The following is a 24,215-nucleotide window of genomic DNA, read 5'->3' on the forward strand; positions in this document are numbered from 1 at the left end:
AAAAGTGGGCGGATGGCGCGCCTTGACCTGAAATAAGCGTAACCTGGATCACGCGAGGCAGGGGGCAATCCGACTTGATTTTTTGAATGATAAAATAAGTTTTCACTGTTAGCCAGCAAAAGGGAGGGTTAATAACGATATTTGGTGACAAAACTCACAAAAAGTATGCATTTAATTTGCGATACGAATTAATTTTTCACACACTCAGAATGCCAGTGATTCATCAACTGTATTGATAAGTTAGTGACACAATAAAAAACAGCTGAGAACGTGCCTTAAACGGGGTCTCATAGGGGGAAGCACAAGTGAGTATTCTAGGTTATTTACAAAAGGTTGGCCGCGCACTGATGGTGCCGGTCGCCACGCTGCCGGCGGCAGCAATTCTGATGGGTGTGGGTTACTGGATTGACCCGGTTAGCTGGGGTGGTGATAACGCGCTTGCGGCGCTGTTCATCAAGTCCGGTTCCGCCATCATCGACAATATGTCTGTACTGTTCGCGATTGGTGTCGCTTATGGTATGTCCAAAGATAAAGACGGTGCAGCAGCATTGACCGGTTTTGTGGGCTTCCTCGTGTTGACCACACTCTGTTCTCCGGCCGCGGTTGCCATGATTCAGAAGATCCCGGTGGACCAGGTGCCTGCCGCGTTCGGTAAGATCAGCAACCAGTTCGTCGGTATCCTGGTGGGTATCATCTCTGCGGAACTGTACAACCGCTTCAGCGGCGTTGAGCTGCCGAAGGCGCTGTCGTTCTTCAGCGGTCGTCGTCTGGTGCCGATTCTGACCTCCTTCGTGATGATCGCCGTGGCGTTCATTCTGATGTACGTCTGGCCGGTGATCTTCGACGGTCTGGTGAACTTCGGTGAACACATTCAGAAACTCGGCTCTGCAGGGGCGGGTATCTACGCGTTCTTCAACCGTCTGCTGATTCCGGTCGGTCTGCACCACGCGCTGAACTCTGTGTTCTGGTTTGACGTTGCAGGTATTAACGATATCCCTAACTTCCTCGGCGGCGCACAGTCCATCGAAGCAGGTAAAGCGGTTGTCGGTATCACCGGTCGTTACCAGGCGGGCTTCTTCCCGATTATGATGTTCGGTCTGCCGGGTGCAGCGCTGGCCATCTACCACTGCGCACGTCCAGAGAACAAAGCAAAAGTTCTGGGTATCATGATGGCGGGCGCATTCGCGGCCTTCTTCACAGGTATCACCGAGCCGCTGGAATTCTCCTTCATGTTCGTGGCACCGGTTCTGTACGTGATCCACGCAGTGCTGACCGGTATCTCCGTATTCATCGCCGCATCAATGCACTGGATTGCAGGCTTCGGCTTCAGTGCGGGTCTGGTGGATATGGTTCTCTCTTCCCGTAACCCGCTGGCCACGCACTGGTGGATGCTGATCCCTCAGGGTCTGGTGTTCTTCGTGATTTACTACGTGGTGTTCCGCTTCACTATCACCAAATTCAACCTGATGACTCCGGGTCGCGAACTGGCTGTTGCCGGTAGCGAAGCAGATGGTCAGGACGTGAATGTGAGCGGTGACAAAGAGCAGGATGTTGCAGGTCTGGCGCGTCAGTACATCGCCGCTGTGGGCGGTTCTGACAACCTGACCGGTATCGACGCCTGTATCACGCGTCTGCGCCTCAGCGTCAAAGATTCTTCTCTGGTTAACGAAGCACTGGCAAAACGTCTCGGCGCATCCGGTGTGATTCGTCTGAACAAAACCAGCGTGCAGATTATCGTGGGCTTCGTGGCAGAAAAAATCGCTAATGCCATGAAAACCACTGGCCCGGTAGCCGCTTCAGAAGCTGCACCTGTCGCCGCTGCCCCCGCTGCTGCTAAACCGCAGGCTGTTCCTAATGCCACCACCATCGCCGCGCTGGTCTCTCCAGTCACCGGTGAAGTGGTTGCCCTGGAGCAGGTTCCTGATGAAGCGTTCGCCAGCAAAGCTGTCGGCGACGGCGTAGCCGTGAAGCCAACGGAAAAAACCGTGGTCTCTCCAGCAGCCGGTACCATCGTGAAAATCTTCAACACGAACCATGCGTTCTGCCTCGAAACCGAGAAAGGCGCTGAGATCGTGGTCCACATGGGTATCGACACCGTTGCCCTGGGCGGTAAAGGCTTCACGCGTCTGGTCGAAGAGGGTGCCGAAGTGGTGGCAGGTCAGCCGATTCTGGAAATGGATCTGGACTTCCTGAACGCCAATGCACGCTCCATGATCAGCCCGGTTGTTTGCAGCAATATCGACGACTTTAGCGGTCTGGTTCTCCAGGCGAAAGGTCAGGTTGTTGCCGGTCAAACGCCACTGTATGAGATTAAAGGCAAGTAATCGCTCCTGAGTAGAGTCATGCCTTAAGCGGCGGGGGATATCCTCCGCCGCTTTTTTTTGCAGCAATCCTCCCCAATATTCACTTCAAAGCCGTTTTTTGCATAACTAAAGGTTGTCACTACGTCCTGCTTATAAGATCATATGCCGTTATACGTTGTTTACGCTTTGAGGAATCCACGATGAGTGAGGCTGAAGCCCGCCCGAGTAACTTTATTCGCCAGATCATCGATGAAGATCTGGCCAGTGGTAAGCACACCACAGTTCATACCCGTTTCCCGCCGGAGCCAAACGGCTACCTGCATATTGGGCATGCGAAATCTATCTGTCTGAACTTCGGCATTGCGCAAGATTACCAGGGCCAGTGCAACCTGCGTTTCGATGACACCAACCCGGTAAAAGAAGACATCGAATACGTTGAGTCCATTAAGAACGACGTGCAATGGTTAGGCTTCAGCTGGTCTGGCGATATCTGCTACTCCTCGGACTACTTTGATCAGCTGCACGCTTACGCGATTGAACTGATCAACAAAGGCCTAGCCTATGTTGATGAGCTGTCTGCAGATGAAATCCGCGAATACCGTGGCTCGCTGACTGCGCCGGGCAAAAACAGCCCGTTCCGCGATCGCAGCGTCGAAGAGAACCTCGCACTGTTCGAAAAAATGCGTGCCGGTGGCTTCGAGGAAGGTAAAGCCTGTCTGCGTGCGAAAATCGATATGGCATCTCCGTTCATCGTGATGCGCGATCCGGTGCTCTACCGCATTAAATTTGCCGAACACCATCAGACCGGCAACAAGTGGTGCATCTACCCGATGTACGACTTCACCCACTGTATCAGCGATGCGCTGGAAGGCATTACGCACTCTCTGTGTACGCTGGAATTCCAGGACAACCGTCGTCTGTACGACTGGGTACTGGATAACATCACCATTCCTGTGCATCCGCGTCAGTACGAGTTCTCTCGTCTGAATCTTGAGTACACCGTGATGTCCAAGCGTAAGCTGAACCTGCTGGTGACCGACAAGCACGTTGAAGGCTGGGATGACCCGCGTATGCCGACCATCTCCGGTCTGCGTCGTCGCGGCTACACGGCGGCCTCTATTCGCGAGTTCATCAAACGTATCGGCGTGACCAAGCAGGACAACACCATTGAGATGGCCTCTCTGGAGTCCTGTATTCGCGAAGATCTGAACGAAAACGCCCCGCGCGCAATGGCGGTTATCGATCCCGTTAAACTGGTCATCGAAAACTACCCGCAGGGTGAAAGCGAGCAGGTCACTATGCCTAACCATCCGAGCAAGCCGGAAATGGGCAGCCGTGAAGTGCCGTTCAGCGCGGAGATCTGGATCGATCGCGCCGACTTCCGTGAAGAAGCGAACAAGCAGTACAAACGTCTGGTGCTGGGCAAAGAAGTTCGCCTGCGCAACGCGTACGTGATCAAAGCTGAGCGCGTAGAAAAAGACGCGGAAGGCAACATCACGACCATCTTCTGCACTTACGACGCCGAGACCCTGAGCAAGGATCCGGCGGACGGACGCAAAGTGAAGGGCGTCATTCACTGGGTCAGCGCGGCACACGCACTGCCGGTTGAAATTCGTCTTTACGATCGTCTGTTCAGCGTTCCTAATCCAGGCGCAGCAGAGGATTTCCTGGCGACCATCAACCAGGAATCATTGGTCATCAAACAGGGCTATGCAGAACCTTCCCTGAAAACAGCCGAAGCAGGCAAAGCATATCAGTTCGAGCGTGAAGGTTACTTCTGCCTCGACAGCCGTTATGCAACCGCTACCAAACTGGTGTTTAACCGTACCGTCGGTTTGCGTGACACCTGGGCCAAGATTGGCGAGTAAGCCTGGTCAATGAGAGACAAACGCCGCATAACGCGGCGTTTTTTTTGCTTATCGATCATGCTTTTACTTTTCGCGTCTATTTTTAACATTAAAATTACACGTCAATGAGCTGCTACTTATTTTTTTTAATAAAGTTTCGCGTAACGTGAAATAAGCGAAATTAAAGTATGTAAGCGCTATCAATTATCATTACCTACTGAATTTAACCATTTTTTTCTGATTAAGCCTTGTCCCGAGTGATATGTTTCAAATCACTACCAATTATGTGCACTTCGTCATAATCCTGCATTTTGCCCACTGAAAAGCGTTGATAATTCGCGTCACGAAAAATAGTCTAAAGGCGGTAGTTAATTCGAGGGTATTACAGACTACCCCTGACCATTTGGTCTTTTAGATTTTTCGCCGTTTAAGGCGCTTTTATTCGTCAAAGAGGAACAATCTATGCGTACGTTCAGTGGCAAACGTAGTGCGCTGGCGCTGGCTATCGCCGGTGTGACAGCAGTGTCGGGATTTATCGCGGCTCCGCAGGCTCAGGCAGCAGGCTTTATTGATGATTCAACGCTAACGGGCGGTATCTATTACTGGCAACGTGAGCGTGACCGTAAAGACGTCACCGAAGACAAATATAAAACTAACCTTTCTCACTCCACCTGGAACGCCAACCTGGATTTCCAGTCCGGTTATGCCGCTGATATGTTTGGCCTGGATATTGCCGCGTTTACTGCCATTGAAATGGCGGAAAACGGCGATAGCGCACACCCGAACGAAATCGCATTCTCCTCCAGTAATAAAGCTTACAAAGAAGACTGGTCGGGCGATAAGAGCGGTATCAGCCTGTATAAAGCGGCGGCCAAATTTAAATACGGTCCGGTATGGGCGCGCGGCGGTTATATTCAGCCAACCGGCCAGACTCTGTTAGCTCCGCACTGGAGCTTTATGCCGGGTACTTACCAGGGCGCAGAAGCCGGGGCGAACTTTGATTATGGCGACGCTGGTGCGTTGAGCTTCTCGTACATGTGGACCAACGAGTACAAAGCGCCGTGGCACATCGAGATGGACAAGTTCTACCAGAACGATAAAAAGACGCGGGTGGAATATCTGCACTCACTCGGCGCGAAATATGACTTCAAAAATGATCTGGTACTGGAAGCGGCATTCGGTCAGGCAGAAGGTTACGTCGATCAGTACTTCGCCAAAGCCAGCTACAAATTCGATATCGTTGGCGGCCCGCTGACCACCAGCTATCAGTTCTACGGTACGCGCGACAAAGTCAGCGATGGCGGCGTAAACGATCTGTATGACGGCACCGCATGGCTGCAGGCTCTGACCTTCGGCTACAAAATTGGTCAGGTAGATTTGCGACTCGAAGGAACTTACGTTAAAGCGGAAGGGCAGCAGGGCTACTTCCTGCAGCGTATGACGCCAACGTACGCCTCGTCTAACGGTCGTCTGGATATCTGGTGGGATAACCGTTCTGACTTCAACGCCGACGGCGAAAAAGCGCTCTTCTTCGGCGCGATGTATGACCTTAAAAACTGGAATCTGCCGGGCTGGGCGGTGGGCGCATCTTACGCCTACGCATGGGACGCGAAGCCAGCTGACATGGCGACGCCAGATGCCTACTACGATCCAAACTATCGTCTGAAAGAGTCTTCATACAGCCTGGATGCAATGTATACCCTGCAGGATGGTCGCGCCAAAGGCACCATGTTCAAACTGCACTTCACGCAATACGACAACCACTCCGATATTCCGAGCTACTCGGGCGGTTACGGCAACATCTTCCAGGATGAGCGTGACGTGAAATTCATGGTTATCGCACCTTTCACCATCTTCTGATGAACGATCTGGCGGGATCACTCCCGCCGGAATGGAGACCGACATGTTGAAGAAAATCGCATTCGTTGCTGTGCTGGCCGCAGGGCTGACCGCCTGCGCGCAACCTCAGGCGCAGAAAGAAGACTCTCGCCTGAAAGAGGCTTACAGCACCTGCATTAACACCGCTGAAGGCTCGCCGGAAAAAATCGAAGCCTGTCAGAGCGTACTGACGGTGCTGAAGAAAGAGAAAGCCCATGAGCAGTTCGCGACGCAGGAAAACATCCGCGTGATGGATTACCAGGCCTGCATTCAGGCGCGTAAAACCGGTAACGATCAGGAAGTGGCAAAACGTTGCGATCAGATCTGGAAAGAGATCCGCAGTAACAACGCACAGTAATTCGTTGTATTCAGCGCCCGGCCGCGAAAGCTTGCCGGGCGTTTTTGCATTTATTGCAGGCAAAAAAAAAGCCAACCGTCAGGTTGGCTCAGAGTTTGTAACACGATTATTTGGTATCGTGTGCATGCTCGTTTTCGCGGCAATCGCCTTCAGCACAATGACCATACAGGTACAGGCTATGGTTGGTCAGACGGATGCCATGTCGGGTGGCGATTTCACGTTGACGTGCTTCGATGGAGTCATCGCTGAATTCAATCACCTTGCCACAGTCGAGGCAGATCAGGTGATCGTGATGATGCTGTTGCGTCAGTTCAAAAACGGATTTACCGCCTTCGAAATTATGGCGGGTGACAATCCCGGCGTCATCGAACTGGTTCAGAACGCGGTATACGGTCGCCAGTCCAATCTCTTCGCCCATGTCGATCAGACGTTTGTATAAGTCTTCCGCACTGACGTGATGGTTGTCCGGCCCTTGCAGAACTTCCAGGATTTTTAAACGAGGAAGCGTAACTTTCAGGCCAGCCTTCTTTAATGCGGTATTGTTGTCAGTCATGCGGAATCTGTCCTGTTGCTAAACGATTCACTTCCTTAGAAGAAGTGACAGAAAATGCAGTTGGGATAATGCGTCTCATTATAGAACTGCCATGCCTAAATGAAAACTGCAAGTCTCAAGCAAAGTATGCTTATAAAAACGTGGTATCACCAACAAACTTGTTGGATGGCATCCACTTTAACCCGGGGACATTGTACAGGTATGAACACGAAAGTTAAAAATTTGTAGCAATTATTTTAATCGGTATTATCTATCAATGAGGTGCAACGTAGTCAGTTGCACCTCATCACTGCATTACGCGTTCAGGATGTCGTCGAGGTGCAGCTCTTCGCGGATCTGTTTTACCCACTTGTCGACGCGCTCAGCGGTCAGTTCTGGCTGACGGTCTTCGTCGATAGCCAGGCCAACAAAGTGGTCGTCATCCGCCAGGCCTTTAGAAGCTTCGAAATGATAACCCGCCGTTGGCCAGTGACCGACGATTGCCGCGCCGCGCGGTTCAATGATGTCGCGGATGGTGCCCAATGCATCACAGAAGTATTCCGCGTAGTCTTCCTGGTCGCCGCAGCCGAAGAGGGCAACGAGTTTACCGTTGAAATCCACTTCTTCCAGCGTCGGGAAGAAATCATCCCAGTCACACTGTGCTTCGCCGTAGTACCAGGTTGGAATGCCAAGCAGCAGAATATCGTAACCTTCGAGATCCTCTTTGCTGCTCTTAGCAATGTCATGTACGTCGGCAACGTCTTTACCAAGCTGTTTTTGAATGTTTTTTGCGATGTTTTCGGTATTACCGGTATCGCTGCCGAAGAAAATGCCGATGATTGCCATGAGTGAAATAACCTCTTGAAACTTAATGGTATGGTGGCGCAAATTGTCCACGGATAAGGGCAATCATAGCAGAACAGGGAAGTCTGCGGAAACAGCTATCACGCGGGACTGCACTCTGTGCTACATGAAAGGGACAATTGAGGGGATTTTCAGACGATCACCTGGTGCTGCGCCATGCCTGAAGCTGTGCCATCAGCATCTCTTCAATCAGCTCGCTGCGGCTGATCTCGCGGGCATCGGCCAGTTCACTTAAGGCGTCGGCGGCCTCCGCGTTGAGTTTCAGCTCGACGCGTTTAAGCCCACGACTTTTGTCGCGTTTCAGCTGATTGCGCTTATTGATGCGCAACTGTTCATCACGCGAAAGCGGATTGGTTTTTGGTCGTCCCGGTCGACGTTCAGTCGCGAACAGATCTAGTGTCGTGCGGTCCGTTTGTTCTTTGGCCATGATTCAGAAACTTCGGGGAAAACGAGCGGCCCTGCTATTGCCGGGGCGATGAGCGCGACATCATACATCACGGATACCTGCACGCCAACGACTGGTAGCCTGCGGGCAACCGGTCGCTGGCTTTTTAATCAAATCGCTTTATCAGAGAGATAGCGACGGATCGCCCGCAGCACGGCTTCGGGTTTTTCAGCGTGAACCCAGTGCCCGGCTCCGGCGATCACATGCGCACGCGCCTGTGGGAATTGCGCCAGCAGCGTATCGCGATAGGCATCGGTGACGTACGGAGAATTGCCGCCGCGAATAAACAGGGTAGGGTGTGGCCAGGCCGGAACGGTCTGCCAGCCGACAATCTGAGGATACTGATCCCACAGCACCGGCACATTAAACCGCCATGCGCCATCGACGAAAGATTTCAGCAGGAACTGCACCACGCCTTCTTCATCCAGATGTTCACGCATGATGGCTGCGGCCTGCTGGCGTGTAGACACGCCGGCCTCGGTCACGGCATTAATCGCCGCAAAGATCTCGTCGTGGCGACGCACGTCATAATCCACCGGGGCGACATCAATCACCACCAGCTGATCGATACGCTCCGGTGCCAGCGCCGTCAGGGCCATCACCGCCTTGCCGCCCATGGAATGGCCAATCAGCGTCGCTTTTTCAATCTGATTCGCATCGAGAGTATCCAGCAGATCCTGGGCCATCGCGCTGTAAGTCATCTCCGGGCTGCGCTCGGAAAGCCCGTGGTTACGCATATCCACCTGCAAAATATCGCGATCGGTCACCAGATCGCGGGCCAGCACGCCCAGATTATCCAGGCTGCCAAAGAGGCCATGAACCAGTACGATGGGAGAATTATTGTTCGGCGATTGTGCAGATTGCGCTCGGCTATTCAATTTCATGGCAAAGTTCTTTTTTTACGTATGTCAGGTTAGGGTATTATGTTGACCATTCTGCCGCCCGGCTGCAAGGTTCCAGTTTAATCTGACTTTTGCCGCCACCCAGGTTTGACCCTATCCGCGGTTGGGATTAGCCCTTATAATCCCAACGACTTGTATTCAGATAAGATATTGCACTGGATTAAGATGAAAACAATCGAAGTTGATGATGAGCTCTATCAGTATATTGCCAGCCACACGCGACATATTGGCGAGAGTGCATCAGACATTTTACGGCGCATGCTGAAATTTTCCGCCGCCTCACAGCCTGCAACTCCGGTTTCTAAAGAGGTTCGTCAGCCAAATGTGGTCGCGGAAGCGAAAACAGTGGCACCGGTGAAAGACAAAGTACGCGCGGTGCGTGAACTGCTGCTTTCCGACGAATACGCCGAGCAGAAAAAAGCGGTTAACCGCTTTATGCTGGTGCTGTCTACACTCTATTCACTGGATAACAAAGCGTTTGCTGAAGCCACTGATTCGCTTCATGGCCGTACCCGCGTTTACTTCGCGGGCGACGAACAGACGCTGCTTGCCAACGGCAATCAAACCAAACCTAAACATGTCCCTGGTACGCCGTACTGGGTGATCACCAATACCAACACCGGACGCAAATGCAGCATGGTCGAACACATCATGCAGTCGATGCAATTCCCGGCGGAATTGATTGAAAAGGTTTGCGGTACCATTTAACCCTTGCACAGGAAGGACCAGGCAATGGCAAATCACGATCGTGCGGGTCAGCCTGCACAACAAAGCGATTTGATTAACGTCGCTCAACTCACCGCGCAGTACTACGTACTGAAGCCGGAAGTGGGCAACGCAGAACACGCAGTGAAGTTTGGTACGTCTGGCCACCGCGGCAGCGCGGCGCGCCATAGCTTTAACGAACCGCATATTCTGGCCATTGCTCAGGCCATCGCGGAAGAGCGCGCTAAAAATGGCGTGACCGGTCCGTGCTATGTCGGGAAAGACACCCACGCGCTGTCCGAACCGGCGTTCATTTCCGTGCTGGAAGTGCTGGCAGCGAACGGTGTGGATGTCATCGTGCAGGAAGACAACGGCTTCACCCCGACGCCTGCGGTCTCAAACGCGATTCTGGTGCACAACAAAAAAGGTGGCGCGCAGGCTGACGGTATCGTCATCACCCCTTCGCACAACCCGCCGGACGATGGCGGTATCAAATACAATCCACCGAACGGTGGCCCGGCTGATACCAATGTCACCAAAGTGGTCGAAGACCGCGCCAACGCGCTGCTGGCTGACGGCCTGAAAGGCGTAAAACGTATCTCTCTGGATGCGGCGATGGCTTCCGGTCACGTGAAAGAGCTGGATCTGGTTCAGCCGTTCATCGAAGGGCTGGCCGATATCGTTGATATCGCCGCGATTCAGAAAGCGGGCCTGAAGCTGGGCGTGGATCCGCTCGGCGGTTCCGGTATCGAATACTGGAAGCGCATTGCCGAATTCTACAAGCTGGATCTGACTATCGTTAACGATCAGGTCGATCAGACGTTCCGCTTTATGCACCTCGATAAAGATGGCGCAATCCGCATGGACTGCTCCTCCGAGTGCGCGATGGCGGGTCTGCTGGCCCTGCGCGATAAGTTCGATCTGGCCTTTGCCAACGACCCGGACTACGACCGCCACGGTATCGTTACTCCTGCGGGCCTGATGAATCCGAACCACTACCTGGCTGTGGCGATTAACTATCTGTTCCAGCATCGCCCACAGTGGGGCAAAGAGGTGGCTGTCGGTAAGACGCTGGTCTCTTCTGCGATGATTGACCGCGTGGTGAAGGATTTAGGCCGTAAGCTGGTGGAAGTGCCAGTGGGCTTCAAATGGTTCGTTGACGGCCTGCACGACGGCAGCTTTGGTTTTGGCGGCGAAGAGAGCGCGGGTGCATCCTTCCTGCGTTTCGACGGTACGCCGTGGTCGACGGACAAAGACGGGATCATCATGTGCCTGCTGGCCGCGGAAATCACCGCCGTCACCGGCAAAAACCCGCAGGAACACTACAACGAGCTGGCGGCTCGCTTTGGTGCGCCAAGCTATAACCGTATTCAGGCCAGTGCCACCTCCGCACAGAAAGCCGCGCTGTCTAAGCTCTCTCCAGAGATGGTGAGCGCTAACACGCTGGCAGGCGACCCGATCACCGCACGTCTGACGGCGGCACCCGGTAACGGTGCGTCAATCGGCGGTCTGAAAGTGATGACAGATAACGGCTGGTTCGCCGCGCGTCCGTCCGGTACGGAAGATGCGTACAAAATCTACTGCGAAAGCTTCCTCGGCGACGAACACCGTAAGCTGATCGAGAAAGAAGCGGTTGAGATTGTGAGTGAAGTGCTTAAGAACGCGTAAGTCTGCGGTCTGATACCCTCAGCCGACAAGCGTGAGGGAAACATTAAAAACGGCAACCTCGGTTGCCGTTTTGTATTTACCTCGCAGGCCCGGTAAGCAGTAATGCCCCCGGGCTTTTTTGTCGCTCTTAGCTGTGCTTATTCTTCAGTTCAAATCTTGGCGACACCAGACCGTACAGCGTCCAGCCCATAAACGTCACCATCGCCCCGTACAGCATCGCTTCCTGGCCGGAAGAGTAGAGCGCATAGAAGCTGTATATCGCCCCAACCAGCGCCACGAAATTCGCAATCTTCGCTTTGCGGGGATCGACATTCGCCATTTTCTGAATAATCACCAGGGCGGCCATCGACAGAATATACGGAATAATGTTGGTCACCACCGCCAGGTTCACCAGCACGTTGAACTGGCTGTTCAGCGACGGGCTAATGGTCATCAGCGACAACCCACTCTGGAAAATAACAATCGCCAGCATCCCCTGAATCGGTGCGTCGGACTTACTGACGCGGGAGAAGATTTTCGGGAAATATCCGGAGTCGGCAGAGGATTTAAACACCTGCGCGATGGTGAACTGCCAGCCGAGCAGCGAACCGCAGCAGGACATCACCATCAGGCCCATGATCACTTTCCCGACTTCCGGCGTGAACATCTGCGCAAACGCCAGGCCAAACGGCGCGGTCGAATTCGCCAGATCCATGTTTGGCACAATCCCGGCAATCACGTTGGTGGAGACGATGTAAATCACCGCAGCCCCCAGCGTCCCGCCCAGTACCGCGATCGGCACGTTGCGTTCCGGGTTTTCCACCACCTCGGCGTTCGCACAGGCCGATTCCAGCCCAAGGAAAGCCCACAGCGTCATGGCGATTGAGGAACCGACCGCCGCGAAGAACGGCACGTGGTGCGGGTTCCAGGAGTTGGCGTACAGCGTCGGACTAAACCAGAACCAGCCGATAATGCACAGACCCACCACCGGGATGATTACTCCCCAGACGGTGATACTGCTGATCTGCCCGGTGATACGGGCGCCGCCGAAGTTAGCGACGGTACACAGCCACAGCACGCCGATGGTCGCGATACCGATCTGCACCGGGCTCAGGGCGACGCCGAACAGCTCGGTGCCGTACCCGACCGCCGAAATCGCAATCGCGACGTTAGCGATCAGCAGCGACACACCGTAGGTATAGTTGGCCATAAAATTGCCCGACTTGCCGAAGGCATACTCCGCGTAACCGCCCATCCCGCCGGACTTACGGCTGAACATCCCGCATTTGGCGAAAGCCCACGCCAACGCCATCGAGCCAACGGCGGTCACCAGCCAGGAGATAATTGAGATGGTACCGACTTCGGCGAGTTTGGTCGGGAGCATAATAATCCCCGAGCCCATCATATTGACCATGGTCAGGACGGTGAGCTGCACCACGCCCATCTTGTTGGATTTTTTACTCATAGTGTTTCCCCTTTCAGCAGCGCGGGCTGGGCGGCTGGCTGCTTAATCACGTAACAGCGAACCTGTTTGCGCCCGTCGCACTCTTCGACGTACACACCCTGGAGTTCCGGCGCGAAGCCCGGCAGAAGGTTAATCCCTTCTTCCAGCGCCGTGAAATAGCGCAGAACCGCGTCGCCCCACACTTCACCCGGCACCACGCACAGCACGCCCGGTGGGTAAGGGAGCGCGCCTTCCGCGGCAATACGGCCTTCTGCATCGCGCAGAGAGACCAGCTCCACTTCGCCGCGCAGATAGGCGTAGTTCGCCGCCTGCGGGTTCATTTTCACTTGTGGGAAATGCGCCTTGCGGAACATCTCTTTTTGCAGCTGTTTCACGTTGTGACGGGCGTAAAGGTCATGCATCTCCTGGCAAATCTGGCGCAGAGAGTAACCGGCGTAGCGCTCAGGATGCTGCTTGTAGAGGGACGGCAGCACCTCTTTCAGCGGCGCATCGGTTTCAAGCAGCTTCTCGAAACGCACCAGTTGAGCGATCAGTTGCTGCAACTTGCCCATGTCTTCGGCAGGCGTGAGCAGGAACAGGATGGAGTTGAGATCGCATTTTTCCGGGACGATGCCGTTTTCGCGCAGGAAGTTAGCGAGGATGGTGGCCGGTACGCCGAAATCGTCGTATTCCCCGGTACGGGCGTTGATGCCGGGCGTGGTCAGCAGGAGTTTGCACGGATCGATAAAATACTGATGCTCAGCGTAACCTTCGAAGGCATGCCAGTTTTCACCCGGCACAAAATGGAAGAAGCGCAGATCCGTGGAGATCTCTGCCGTCGGCCAGCTTTCCCACGGCTTGCCATCTACCGTTTCAGGCACAAACGGGCGGATAAACTGGCAGTTTTGCAGGATCAGCTTGCGCGCTTCGATACCGTTCACCACGCAGTCCATCCACATGTTGCGCCCGCTCTGGCCCTCATGCATGCGGGCGTTAATGTCCAGCGCGGCAAACAGCGGATAGAACGGGCTGGTAGAGGCGTGCATCATAAAAGCGTTGTTCAGGCGTTTGTGCGGAACGTAGCGCTGCTGGCCTTTGATATGGCTGTCTTTTTTGTGGATCTGCGAAGTCTGGGAGAAGCCAGCCTGCTGCTTATGCACCGACTGAGTGACCAGAATCCCCGGATCGTTCTCGTTCAGCTCCAGCAGCAGCGGGGAGCAATCCGCCATCATGGGAATAAACTGCTCGTAGCCGACCCACGCCGAGTCAAACAGGATGTAGTCGCACAGATGACCAATCTTATCGACCACCTGACGGGCGTTGTAGATGGTGCCATCGTAGGTACCGAGCTGAATGACCGCCAGGCGGAACGGACGCTGATCGCGCATCCGGCCCGGAGCCACTTCAGCCACCAGTTCGCGCAGATAATTCTCTTCGAAGCAATGGGCGTCAATCCCGCCGATAAAGCCGTACGGGTTGCGAGCGGTTTCCAGATAGACCGGCGTTGCACCGGCCTGCAGCAGCGCGCCGTGATGGTTAGATTTATGGTTGTTACGGTCAAACAGCACCAGATCGCCCGGCGTCAGCAGGGCGTTCAGCACCACTTTGTTGGACGACGACGTGCCGTTCAGCACGAAGTAGGTCTTATCGGCGTTAAACACTTTCGCCGCATGTTTTTGTGCCGTACAGGGCGCACCTTCGTGAATGAGCAGATCGCCCATCGCCACGTCGGCGTTGCACAGGTCAGAGCGGAACAGCGTCTCGCCAAAGAAATCGACAAACTGATTACCGGCAGGGTGACGGCGGAAGAACTGACCGCCCTGATGCCCCGGGCAATCAAAGGCGCTGTTACCCTGTTTGACGTAATCTACCAGCGCGCGGAAGAAAGGCGGGCGCAGCTGAGTTTCATACTTCAACGCGGCGGCTTCCAGCTGGCGTCCGTAGAAATCGTTGCTGGTGTCATTGCACTCAAATACGCCGTGAATGCGCGGTAAATATTCGGCCGGAACCATCTCTTCTTTGTGCGTCGCGATAAATACCGGGATCCCAAAACCGGTGGCTTCTATTTCTTCAATGGTGCCATTAAAAATATCGCCGACGGCCAGTACTACGGCTGCCACATCAATATAATCGGTCGCACTGGCGTCGACCATTTCCCGAGTGGTGGTGAAGCAGTCCGGGCAAGCACGGCTGGCAGCGATTTTTAGCATTTTCATATTTGTCTCTTTATTTTAGGCAATATTTGTCCTACGACTTCGTATAAATAAGAAATCGAAATAGTCCGGAAAAAAAAGCAAAGAGGAGCCGCTGATAAAAAATCAGTGAATTGCTTTTTGATGAGTTAAATCCCAGGCCGTCCGGAAACGGAATAGACAGGATTTAAGGAAAAGGAGCGCAGCGCCCACAGGCAAATGCCTGTAAGTCAGGGTGTTTCAGGAAAACCTGTAAGCAGACGCGCCCTGGGTCGAAGGACTACCGGGCGTTGAAGAAGTGAAAGTCAAAGCTATTGCGGTGGGCGAACATCATAATATGCGTTGTTCGCCTTATATGCGGCATTAAACGATTATTGTTTTCCATGACTGTTTTTCCTTTCAGTAATTGAAAGCAAGGCCATTTTATCCATGAAAAGGCAGCAAACCGTGAAGAAGATCACCAATAACCGATCAAATCAGAAATAAATATTCGTTTTGCGTGAATAGAGCAGTGCATAACGCTGCTTTGTATTACGAATGTTAATACAATGTATTCATGGTGTTTTTATTTAATTTAAAGAGAGTGGGAATGCGTGTTTTCGTAATAATTAAAAACGCAGAAATATGTTGAGCTAATTTAATTGAGTTAATTCTGAATAGTTATTCAAAGCATAAACCGATAACCGATACCGGTTTCAGTTAATAAATGGCGGGGGCGTGCGGGGTCAGTCTCAAGTTTTTGACGAAGGTGGCCCATATATATGCGTAAATAATGACTATGCTCAACGGCGTTCGGTCCCCAGACCTGATTAAGCAGCTGGCGCTGGGTCAGCACTTTGCCGTGATTGTTAAGCAGCACGGCCAGCAGGCGAAACTCAATCGGGGTGAGGTGGATCTCTTGGGTACCGCGCAGAATTCGACGGGCAGGCAGATCGACCTGGATATCTGAAAAGGTAAACACCGGATCGGACGGCGTCGTCGCACTGTGGCGGCGCAGCGCCACGCGCAGGCGCGCCTGAAGTTCACCAATACCAAAAGGTTTGCTGAGATAGTCATCGGCCCCGGCGTCCAGCGCCGCAATCTTATCCGTCTCTTCGGCGCGGGCAGAGAGCACAATGATGGGCATTTGGCTCCACTGGCGCACTTCGCGGATAAAATCGAGACCGTCGCCGTCGGGGAGGCCTAAATCAAGGATCACCAGGTCGGGTTTGCGGGTGGCCGCTTCGATAAGCCCGCGCTGTAATGTCCCGGCGTCATATACGCGCAAGCCGTCTCCCTCCAGCGCAGCGCGCAGGAAACGGCTAATGGCGAGTTCGTCTTCAACAATCAGGACGTTAATCACAAATCCTCGGGTAATTCATTCATTTCTGGCGGGACATCCAGCGGAAGTGTAACACAAAAACAGGCACCTCCTTCCGGTCGGTTATGGGCGGTAATGGTTCCGCCGTGCACATCGACAATCGCCTGACAGATGGCCAGCCCCAGCCCGACACCGGGAATGGCCGACTCTTTATTCCCGCGCGCAAACTTCTCAAAAATCGCGCTTTCCTGACCGGACGGAATGCCCGGCCCGTCGTCCCACACTTCAAGGCGCAGTGCCTGATGCGCGACGCCCGCCGTTAAACCAATTTCCGCTTTTGCGCCCGCGTATTTCGCCGCATTCTCCAGCAGATTGATCAGGACTCGCTCGAACAGCGGTCCGTCGACGTGGATCAGCGTGAGCGGTTCAGGCATGTCGAGGGTGATATGGCGACCGCCCAGCCCTGGCTCCAGCATTTGTAACGCGCTGCCGACCACCTCTTCCAGCGTCAGCCACTCTTTTTTAAGGTTAAACCCACCGGACTGAATACGCGCCATATCGAGCAGATTATTCACCAGCCGGGTGGTGTTCAGCACGTGCTGGCGGATCTCGCTGGCCTGCAGAGCGTGAGGGGAATTCTCCGCCGCCAGATCGAGGGTCAGGATCTCCGACTGACCAAACAGCACCGTTAGCGGCGTGCGCAGATCGTGGGAGAGCGCCGCCAGCAGGGAGTTGCGAATACTTTCGCGCTCGCTCGCCAGCCGCGCCTGCTCTTCGCTGGTGGTCAGGGCCAGACGCTCCAGCGCGCTGGCAACCAGCAGGGTAAAGGTTTCCAGCAGGCGCTGCTGTTCCGGGATCATCAGCTGTCGCAGATTCGACGGCTCAACAATCACCAGCCCCAGGGTTTTATCGGCGCTGCGCAGGGGGAGAATCAGATAGGGCACGCCGGGTAGCGTATCGGTTCCGGCTCCGGCGGGCAGCCCTTTGTCAAAACTCCAGCGGGCGATGGCTTCATCCCACGGCGTCATGCCGTTGGCGGAGGTGAGCGGGCGCAGTTTTCCGTGTTCGTCCGGGAGCAGAATCAGGCTGCTGGCCTGGAACGTGGAGCGAATAAACTGCTCGCTGGTCTGGACGATATCCAGCGGCGTGCGCCCGACGGCCAGCGATTTCGACATCTCATACAGATGGCGCGTACGTTGTTCGCGGTAGCGGGCGATACGCGCCTGGTAGCGCACGCCCGCGGTGAGATTACCTATCACCAGACCGACGGTCAGCATCACGGCAAACGTCAGAATGTACTGCACATCCGACACTGCCAGCGTGCCGCGCGGAGCGATGAAGAAGAGGTCAAAGCTGGCGACGTTAATGATTGTCGCCAGTACCGACGGCCAGCGCCCGTAGAGCAAAGCCACCACCACCACACCCAGCAGATAGACCATCACCAGGTTGGCGGCGTCAAAGGCAATCAGCCATTGGCTGGCGACGATGGTGATCAGGGCGCAAAGCACCGTCGCCACCAGACAGCCTCTGAGCTGGATGCGCCATTTATCGCCAAAGCTGCGGGCGTCAGGCGTGCGGCTGGGGAGGGGGGCTGGTTTTTCGTCGAGCGCGACAATTACCAGATCCAGATCCGGCGCGCGTTTCGCCAGTTTGTCAGCGAAAGATTCGCGGCTAAACCAGCGGCGATGCTGACGGCGACCAATGACGATCTTGCCGAGATTATGTTCCCTGGCGTAGCGCAGGATAGCTTTATCTTCTGCCGGATCGGACAGAGTAGCGGTCTCCGCGCCTAACTCCTGGGCGAGGCGCAGGGCGCTGAGGATAGCGCGCCGCTGGTTTTCCGGCAGGGCGTGCAGGTGCGGGGTTTCGACGTAAACTGCATGCCAGGCGCTGCCAAATTTTGCCGCCAGCCGCGCGGCGGTGCGCACCAGTTTCTCGTTGCCGCCGCTGTGCCCGATGCAGAGCAAAATGGCGTCGCGGGTATGCCAGACGCGGTCCTGCCCCTGTCGGTCGCGCCAGGCGCGCATCTGATCGTCCACCCGATCGGCGGTGCGTCGCAGCGCCAGTTCGCGCAGGGCAATCAGGTTCCCTTTACGGAAAAAGTGCTCGATAGCGCGTTCGGCCTGCCCGGCGATATAGACTTTGCCCTCGTGGAGGCGCTGGCGCAGATCGTCCGGGGGGAGATCGACCAGCACCACTTCATCGGCGGAATCAAAAAAGGGATCGGGGACGGTTTCGCGCACCTGAATGCCGGTGACGCCGCTGACCACGTCGTTCAGGCTTTCCAGATGCTGCACGTTAACGGTGGTAAAGACGTCGATACCCGCTTCCAGCAGCTCTTCGACATCCTGCCAGCGCTTGGGGTGACGCGAGCCTGGCGCATTACTGTGCGCCAGTTCGTCCATCAGAATTAATGCCGGACGGCGGGCGAGGGCGGCGTCGAGATCAAACTCGGAGACCAGACGGCTGCGATGGCTGATACGACGGGCCGGCTGCGTCGCCAGCCCCTCCAGCAGCGCCGCCGTCTCTTTGCGCCCGTGGGTTTCCACCACGCCGATGAGAATATCCAGCCCCTGCGCCCGCAAACGCTGCGCCTCGGTTAGCATGGCGTAGGTTTTCCCGACGCCCGCACAGGCGCCGAAAAACACTTTTAATTTGCCGCGATGCGCTTCAGCGGTCTGCTCAAGCAGCCGATCCGGATTCGGGCGCAGGGGCTCGTCGGTCATTTAGTTTTTCCTTAGCGCGTCCAGCGCCAGATTCAGCTCAACAATATTCACGACCGGCATGCCGATAAAGCTGACCAGCGGTTTTTGCGTGTGTTCAGCAACCAGTTTGTTGACCTGGTCGGTGGTCAGCCCGCGCGCGGCCGCCACGCGCGGGATTTGCCACGTCACAGCGGCGGGCGTCAGGCTATAATCCAGCCCGCTGGCCGAAGCGGTGACCAGTTCAACGGGCACCGTCGGGTTCGCCTGCGGGTTAGCCGCGCGCAGGGCGCTGACGCGTTCAGTCACGGCTTTATCCAGTTCAGGATTACTTCCTGCCAGGTTGCTGCCACCCGATGCCATTGGATTATACGGGGTTTCAGCGGTGGCGGAAGGACGCCCCTGAAAGTAACGGGCATCGGTAAAGTTCTGCCCGATCAGGCGCGAACCGCGGCTCTCACCGTTTTGCATAATCAGCGAGCCGTTGGCCTGATCCTTAAACCACCACTGGCCCAGCGCGGTGGTCACCAGCGGGTAAAGCCCACCGGTAATCAGCGACAGCAGAATAAACAGAAGTATAGCGGGACGTAACATAGTCATTTGATTTCTCTCTTAAACCAGCCCGAACAGGGTCAGTAACAGGTCGATAATTTTGATCCCGATAAAGGGCACCACTAATCCACCAAGACCATAAATCCACAGGTTACGGCGCAGCATCGCAGCTGCCGTCAGCGGTTTATAGCTCACCCCTTTCAGCGCCAGAGGAATCAGGAAGACAATGATCAGGGCGTTGAAAATCACGGCGCTGAGAATCGCCGACGCGGGCGAGTGCAGATGCATCACGTTCAGCGCGTTAAGCTGCGGATAGGTGGCAGCAAACGCGGCCGGGATAATGGCGAAATATTTCGCCACATCGTTGGCGATACTGAAGGTGGTGAGCGACCCGCGCGTCATCAGCATCTGTTTACCGATATGGACCACCTCGATAAGCTTGGTCGGGTTAGAGTCCAGATCGACCATGTTCCCCGCTTCTTTTGCCGCCTGGGTGCCGGAGTTCATCGCCACCGCCACGTCAGCCTGCGCCAGCGCCGGGGCATCGTTGGTGCCGTCGCCGGTCATCGCCACCAGACGGCCTTCCGCCTGGTACTGGCGGATCAGCGCCAGCTTCGCTTCCGGCGTCGCTTCGGAGAGGAAATCGTCCACCCCCGCTTCGGCGGCGATGGCGGCGGCGGTCAGACGGTTATCCCCGGTGATCATCACCGTTTTGATCCCCATTTTACGCAGCTGGGCAAAGCGTTCTTTGATGCCGCCTTTGACGATATCTTTCAGGGCGATCACCCCCAGCACGTTAGCCCCTTCAGCGACCACCAGCGGGGTAGCACCCTGACGCGCCACGCTTTCCACCAGCTGATCGACCTGCGGAGGGAAGTGGCCGTTATTGGCTTCGATGTGGCGACGAATGGCGTCCACGGAGCCTTTACGGATCATGCGATCCTGAATGTTAATCCCGCTCATCCGCGTTTGTGCTGTGAAGGGCACAAAGGTGGCGTGCAGGCTCTGCACATCGCGCTGACGCAGATTGAAGCGCTGTTTAGCCAGAATCACGATGCTGCGGCCTTCCGGCGTTTCATCCGCCAGCGAGGAGAGCTGCGCCGCATCGGCCAGCGTTTTCTCATCGACACCCGGCGCAGGCAGGAAGTCCGAAGCCTGACGGTTGCCGAGAGTAATGGTCCCGGTTTTATCCAGCAGCAGCACGTCCACGTCGCCCGCCGCTTCGACCGCGCGGCCGCTGGTGGCAATCACGTTCGCGCCGAGCATCCGGCTCATCCCGGCCACGCCGATGGCCGACAGCAGACCGCCGATGGTGGTCGGGATCAGGCAGACCAGCAGGGCCACCAGCACCGTGACGCTCACCGCCGTGCCGCCGTAAGCGGAGAACGGCCACAGGGTGGCGGTCGCCAGCAGGAAGACGATGGTCAGGGCTACCAGCAGAATGGTGAGCGCGATTTCATTTGGCGTTTTGCGACGCTGCGCGCCTTCGACCATGGCGATCATCCGGTCGAGGAAGGTTTCGCCCGGGTTGACGCTGCACTGGATCACCAGCCAGTCAGAGAGAATGCGCGTCCCGCCCGTGACCGAGGCAAAATCGCCGCCGGACTCACGGATCACCGGCGCGGACTCCCCGGTGATGGCGCTTTCGTCCACTGACGCGCCGCCTTCGATCACCTCCCCGTCGCAGGGGATAATATCGCCCGCTTCCACCAGCACCACGTCGCCTTTGCGCAGTTCATCGGCCGGGACGTGATCCATCTGCGCGCCATATTTCGGTTCGCGCAATTTGCGGGCAAACGCGGTCTTTTTGACCCCTTTCAGGCTGTTGGCCTGCGCTTTGCTGCGGCCTTCCGCCAGCGCTTCGGCAAAGTTGGCGAATAGAACTGTAAACCACAGCCACAGGCTGATGGCCCCGGTAAACAGGGCGTCGCCCGTCAGGTGTCCGCTGCTCATGGCGATGGCAAGCGCGGTGGTGACCACGCTGCCAATCCAGACGATAAACATCACCGGGTTGTGCCACTGCACGCGCGGGCTGAGTTTTTTCACCGCATCCATCAACGCCTGGCGAACCAGTGTCGGTTCTAAGAGGGCCAGTTGTTTACGACTCATGACTGATATCTCCGCTCTGTTAGCGTAAAGAAAGATGTTCCGCGACCGGGCCTAACGCGAGGGCGGGGATAAAGGTCAGGGCACCGACCAGCAGGATGGTGCCAATCAGCAGGCCAATAAACAGCGCGCCGTGTGTCGGGAGCGTACCGGTTGAGGTGGGCTGAATTTTTTTACTCACCAGCGATCCGGCGATAGCCAGTACCGGCACGATCACCCCAAAGCGGCCCACGAACATGCAGAACGCCAGCAGGCAGTTCCAGAACGGAGAGTTGGCGCTTAACCCGGCAAAGGCGCTGCCGTTGTTATTGGCCGCAGACGACACGGCGTACAGCACTTCGCTAAAGCCGTGGATACCTGGGTTGAAAATGCCGCTGCGCCCGGCCTCGGTCATTAGGGCCAGCGCGGTGCCCATCAGCACCAGCGCAGGGGTCACCAGGATGGCAAGGGCGGTCAGTTTCATTTCGCGCACGTCGATTTTTTTACCCAGATACTCCGGCGTGCGGCCAATCATCAGCCCGGCGATAAACACCGCCAGCAGAACGAACAGCAGCATGCCGTACAGACCGGCACCGACGCCGCCGAAGACCACTTCGCCAATCTGCATCAGCCACAGAGGGATCATCCCGCCGAGGGCCGTGAAGGAGTCATGCATCCCGTTGACGGCGCCGCAGGAGGCCGCCGTTGTCACTACCGCGTACAGGCTGGTGGCGAGGATACCGAAGCGGCTCTCTTTGCCTTCCATATTGATACTGCTGTCAGCGCCCAGCTGCAGGAAATGGCTATTGCCGTGCCACTCCGCCCACATCACCAGCGCCGCGCAGACCACAAAGATAATCGACATCGCCCACAGCAACGTCCGGCCCTGACGGCGGTCATTTACCACATCACCAAAGGCGAAACAGAGCGCGGCGGGGATCAGGAAGATCGCCAGCATCTGCACGATATTGGTCAGCGCGGTCGGGTTCTCGAACGGATGCGAGGAGTTGGCGTTAAAGAAACCTCCGCCGTTGGTGCCCAGCATTTTGATCGCTTCCTGCGATGCCACTGGCCCCATCGGCAGCATTTGTTTCACGCCTTCAATAGAGGTGTAAGACGAGTAGGGCAGCAGGTTTTGCAGGGTGCCTTGCTGAATAAAGAACAGGGCGATCAGCAGAGCAATCGGCAGCAGTAGCCACAGGGTAATGCGCGTGAGATCGACCCAGGCGTTGCCCAGGGTGCTGATTTTCTGACGGGCGAAGGCGCGGATAAGGGCGAAGATCACCGCAATACCGCTGGCGGCAGAGAGGAAGTTCTGCACCGTTAACCCCACCATCTGGCTGAAATAGCTGAGGGTGGTTTCACCGGCGTACGACTGCCAGTTGGTGTTACTGACAAAGCTGACGGCGGTATTGAGCGCCAGATGCCATGACAGGCCCGGCAGCTGCTGCGGGTTGAGAGGCAGAATGCCTTGCAGCATCAGCATCGCGAACAGCACCACCAGCCCGACGATATTCAGCAACACAATGGCGATCAGATACTGCCGCCAGTTCATCTCCTGGGTGTTGATCCCAAGTACGCGCCAGATCCCGTTTTCGACGCCCCCAATCACCGGCAGCGCGCCGCCGTTAATCATCCGCGCCAGCCAGCTTCCCAGCGGCCTTGCGAGCAGGAAAAGCACCAGCAGGAAGCTGGCGATCAGTAAAAATGCCTGGGCCACCATCAGAACGCCTCCGCATTAATCAGGGCATAAATCAGATAGCCCAACAACAGGAACACCAGCACGATGCCAGCAATCAGACCTGCACTCACAATTCACCTCCGGGTGACTTTTGTCGTTGTGCAAAAGGTAGGATTTATGGCGCAAAGATTTCGCAAAAATCAGCGGGGTGGGTGTAAAAAAAGTATAAAAATGATAAGACCCTGATTTAACTAATGGTAAGTATTTTGTTAACTTTTATGTAACTTAATTACAGGCGGAGTGTAAATATTCACTAAACGGATGAAAATAAGTGGTCGGATGAGTAGTAAAATTACAAACAAAGCGGTACTATTTTAGCCAGATAACCACTTTTGAAATTTCCGGATAACGTTTCCGGCCAGCTATAGGGGAGAAAATCATGGACCTGTATAAAGAGTTTCCAGCACATGTTGTCTTTTTACGTCGCACCTTCGCCGTAGTGGCCGGGATTGTGGCGCTGCCAGTGATGTTGTTCTGGAAAGACCGTGCACGTTTTTACAGCTATCTGCACCGCGTCTGGGCGAAAACCAGCGAGAAACCGGTATGGATGGACCAGGCCGAAAAAGCGACCTGCGATTTTTACTAACAAATAGCCACACAGCAATGTCGAACCGCCACAGCGATGTGGCGGTTTTTTTGTGTCTGTCGCTTTCCGCTCGCCCGCCGGGCAAAGGTTACACTTGCTCCTGTAACATAACTTAAACATTATAGAGTCAGT

The 24,215-nt window shown here is 55.4% G+C and carries 20 protein-coding genes; 7 read left to right on the forward strand and 13 right to left on the reverse strand.

Translation table 11 applies throughout. From position 1 onward, the window contains the following. The first annotated feature begins 305 nt into the window (after window positions 1-305). The 4 genes from nagE to chiQ all read left to right on the forward strand — a co-directional run bounded on the left by nagE (window position 306) and on the right by chiQ (window position 6,386). Complete coding sequence (nagE, locus tag ACB496_RS06185) at window positions 306-2,324, forward strand: N-acetylglucosamine-specific PTS transporter subunit IIBC (RefSeq protein WP_102104164.1); 2,019 nt, start codon at window positions 306-308, stop codon at window positions 2,322-2,324. Window positions 2,325-2,503: 179 nt separating this feature from the next. Continuing rightward, window positions 2,504-4,171 (forward strand): glutamine--tRNA ligase, encoded by a 1,668-nt coding sequence (gene glnS, locus ACB496_RS06190; protein ID WP_100777202.1) that lies wholly within the window; start codon window positions 2,504-2,506, stop codon window positions 4,169-4,171. Window positions 4,172-4,612: 441 nt separating this feature from the next. Beyond that, complete coding sequence (chiP, locus tag ACB496_RS06195) at window positions 4,613-6,010, forward strand: chitoporin ChiP (RefSeq protein ID WP_100777201.1); 1,398 nt, start codon at window positions 4,613-4,615, stop codon at window positions 6,008-6,010. 46 nt (window positions 6,011-6,056) lie between these two features. Then, on the forward strand, window positions 6,057-6,386 hold the full coding sequence (gene chiQ / locus ACB496_RS06200; protein WP_100780751.1) for a ChiQ/YbfN family lipoprotein: 330 nt from the start codon (window positions 6,057-6,059) through the stop codon (window positions 6,384-6,386). 106 nt (window positions 6,387-6,492) lie between these two features. Here the strand turns inward: chiQ and fur are convergent, their stop codons facing one another. The 4 genes from fur to ybfF form a co-directional block, all read right to left on the reverse strand. Continuing rightward, window positions 6,493-6,939, reverse strand: coding sequence for a ferric iron uptake transcriptional regulator (gene fur / locus ACB496_RS06205; RefSeq protein ID WP_064325325.1), 447 nt, complete (start codon window positions 6,937-6,939; stop codon window positions 6,493-6,495). 294 nt (window positions 6,940-7,233) lie between these two features. After that, complete coding sequence (gene fldA, locus ACB496_RS06210; RefSeq protein WP_059178645.1) at window positions 7,234-7,764, reverse strand: flavodoxin FldA; 531 nt, start codon at window positions 7,762-7,764, stop codon at window positions 7,234-7,236. A gap of 157 nt (window positions 7,765-7,921) precedes the next feature. Beyond that, window positions 7,922-8,209, reverse strand: coding sequence for a LexA regulated protein (gene ybfE, locus ACB496_RS06215; RefSeq protein WP_102104162.1), 288 nt, complete (start codon window positions 8,207-8,209; stop codon window positions 7,922-7,924). A gap of 128 nt (window positions 8,210-8,337) precedes the next feature. After that, window positions 8,338-9,111, reverse strand: coding sequence for an esterase (gene ybfF / locus ACB496_RS06220; protein WP_319423832.1), 774 nt, complete (start codon window positions 9,109-9,111; stop codon window positions 8,338-8,340). A 183-nt stretch (window positions 9,112-9,294) separates the two neighbouring features. Here ybfF and seqA point away from each other — a divergent pair, with 183 nt between their 5' ends. Both seqA and pgm read left to right on the forward strand, forming a co-directional pair. Further along, window positions 9,295-9,837 carry a replication initiation negative regulator SeqA gene (gene seqA / locus ACB496_RS06225; protein ID WP_100777197.1) on the forward strand — a complete coding sequence of 181 codons (543 nt, stop codon included), beginning with the start codon at window positions 9,295-9,297 and terminating at the stop codon, window positions 9,835-9,837. 24 nt (window positions 9,838-9,861) lie between these two features. After that, window positions 9,862-11,502 carry a phosphoglucomutase (alpha-D-glucose-1,6-bisphosphate-dependent) gene (pgm, locus tag ACB496_RS06230; RefSeq protein WP_371974679.1) on the forward strand — a complete coding sequence of 547 codons (1,641 nt, stop codon included), beginning with the start codon at window positions 9,862-9,864 and terminating at the stop codon, window positions 11,500-11,502. Between the two features lie 127 nt (window positions 11,503-11,629). Here pgm and potE read toward each other — a convergent pair whose 3' ends face one another. The 9 genes from potE to kdpF all read right to left on the reverse strand — a co-directional run bounded on the left by potE (window position 11,630) and on the right by kdpF (window position 23,568). Beyond that, window positions 11,630-12,946, reverse strand: a complete 1,317-nt coding sequence (potE, locus tag ACB496_RS06235) for a putrescine-ornithine antiporter (RefSeq protein ID WP_100777195.1) — start codon at window positions 12,944-12,946, stop codon at window positions 11,630-11,632. Continuing rightward, complete coding sequence (speF, locus tag ACB496_RS06240) at window positions 12,943-15,141, reverse strand: ornithine decarboxylase SpeF (RefSeq protein WP_102104160.1); 2,199 nt, start codon at window positions 15,139-15,141, stop codon at window positions 12,943-12,945. Before speF ends, potE begins: the two co-directional genes overlap by 4 nt. A 256-nt stretch (window positions 15,142-15,397) precedes the next feature. After that, window positions 15,398-15,502, reverse strand: a complete 105-nt coding sequence (speFL, locus tag ACB496_RS06245; protein ID WP_106875989.1) for a leader peptide SpeFL — start codon at window positions 15,500-15,502, stop codon at window positions 15,398-15,400. Window positions 15,503-15,781: 279 nt separating this feature from the next. Next, a complete protein-coding gene (gene kdpE, locus ACB496_RS06250; protein ID WP_231276558.1) occupies window positions 15,782-16,459 on the reverse strand; it encodes a two-component system response regulator KdpE in 678 nt (225 codons plus the stop codon). Next, window positions 16,456-19,143 carry a two-component system sensor histidine kinase KdpD gene (gene kdpD, locus ACB496_RS06255; protein ID WP_100777192.1) on the reverse strand — a complete coding sequence of 896 codons (2,688 nt, stop codon included), beginning with the start codon at window positions 19,141-19,143 and terminating at the stop codon, window positions 16,456-16,458. Before kdpD ends, kdpE begins: the two co-directional genes overlap by 4 nt. After that, window positions 19,144-19,719: a potassium-transporting ATPase subunit KdpC gene (gene kdpC, locus ACB496_RS06260; protein ID WP_371974680.1), complete on the reverse strand. Its 576-nt coding sequence runs from the start codon at window positions 19,717-19,719 to the stop codon at window positions 19,144-19,146. Window positions 19,720-19,731: 12 nt separating this feature from the next. Next, window positions 19,732-21,780 (reverse strand): potassium-transporting ATPase subunit KdpB, encoded by a 2,049-nt coding sequence (gene kdpB / locus ACB496_RS06265; protein ID WP_371974681.1) that lies wholly within the window; start codon window positions 21,778-21,780, stop codon window positions 19,732-19,734. Between the two features lie 19 nt (window positions 21,781-21,799). Then, window positions 21,800-23,479, reverse strand: coding sequence for a potassium-transporting ATPase subunit KdpA (kdpA, locus tag ACB496_RS06270; RefSeq protein WP_268196565.1), 1,680 nt, complete (start codon window positions 23,477-23,479; stop codon window positions 21,800-21,802). Then, complete coding sequence (gene kdpF / locus ACB496_RS06275; protein WP_003858638.1) at window positions 23,479-23,568, reverse strand: K(+)-transporting ATPase subunit F; 90 nt, start codon at window positions 23,566-23,568, stop codon at window positions 23,479-23,481. The genes kdpA and kdpF overlap by 1 nt, the downstream gene beginning before the upstream one ends. A 308-nt stretch (window positions 23,569-23,876) precedes the next feature. On the opposite strand from kdpF, the gene ACB496_RS06280 reads away from it, so the two are divergent. Then, window positions 23,877-24,083, forward strand: a complete 207-nt coding sequence (locus ACB496_RS06280) for a YbfA family protein (protein WP_095281257.1) — start codon at window positions 23,877-23,879, stop codon at window positions 24,081-24,083. The last annotated feature ends 132 nt before the right edge of the window (window positions 24,084-24,215 follow it).

The organism is Lelliottia nimipressuralis (assembly GCF_041464075.1).
GTDB lineage: Bacteria > Pseudomonadota > Gammaproteobacteria > Enterobacterales > Enterobacteriaceae > Enterobacter > Enterobacter nimipressuralis.